General features: G+C 71.0%; 1 protein-coding gene. It reads left to right on the top strand.

Features of this window, described 5'->3' with window-relative positions; genetic code table 11:
• Nucleotides 1–140: 140 nt before the first annotated feature.
• The coding region (locus AB1460_RS37885) for a transposase family protein (RefSeq protein ID WP_368967407.1) at nucleotides 141–835 on the top strand (695 nt) is incomplete at its 3' end.

The raw sequence follows: 835 nt of genomic DNA, 5'->3' as shown, positions 1-835 counted from the left end.
GGTCGGGTCTGCCTGGGTCGGGCTGGCCGTGACCGGTTCGTGGGGGCGGGCCGGTGGGACCACGTGTCGTTCGCAGACAAGCAGGCACGCCGCTTGTAGATCACGGAGGTGTCTTATGTCTTCGTGGTCTGGGGTGCGGCGTGCCTGTGGGCGTATTGTCGCGTGCCGCGGCCGAGGTGGTGGGAGCCGAGGCCGTGTCGCGTGCGGGGATCTGGGATCGGTTGGCGGCGGTACCGGATCATCGGTCCGTTCGCGGGCGGGTCTACCCGTTACCGGTGCTGGCCGCGGTCTGGCTGTGCGTGGTGACCGCGGCCGGGCATGACCGGATCACGGCGGTGACCGAGTGGCTGGCGGCGACGAGCTGGGCGGAGCGGGTCCGGTTACGGCTGCCGTGGAATCCGTGGGACGGGCATCGGCTGCCCGACGAGGCGACGATCCGCCGGTTCCTCGACAAGGTCGATGACCAGATGCTCGCGGCGGCGTTGCTCGCTCCTCCGCTCGCCGATCTTCCGGCTGATCTCGCCGATGTGGATGCCTCCTCGGCCGGGGCGTCGGACGCCGAGGGTCGTGCCGCTGTTCCCGGCGAGGCGGTATCGGTGCGGGCGTACGCGGTGGACGGGAAGACCAGCCGGGGTGCGAAACGCGCGGACGGCAGCCAGGTCCACCTGCTCGGTGTCGCCTCCCACGGGCCCGGGGCGCTCGTCGGCCAGCGGGAGATCGACGCGAAAAGCAACGAGACCACCGAGTTCCGTGCGCTGCTGGCCCCTCTGGACCTCGCCGGGGCGTTCGTGTCGTTCGACGCCCTGCACACCGTGCGGTCCAACCTCGACTGGCT

The organism is Parafrankia sp. FMc2 (genome assembly GCF_041008525.1).
In the GTDB taxonomy this organism is placed as follows: domain Bacteria; phylum Actinomycetota; class Actinomycetes; order Frankiales; family Frankiaceae; genus Parafrankia.
Note: the sequence above shows the minus strand (reverse complement) of the source record. Positions and strands in the feature narration are given on the sequence as shown.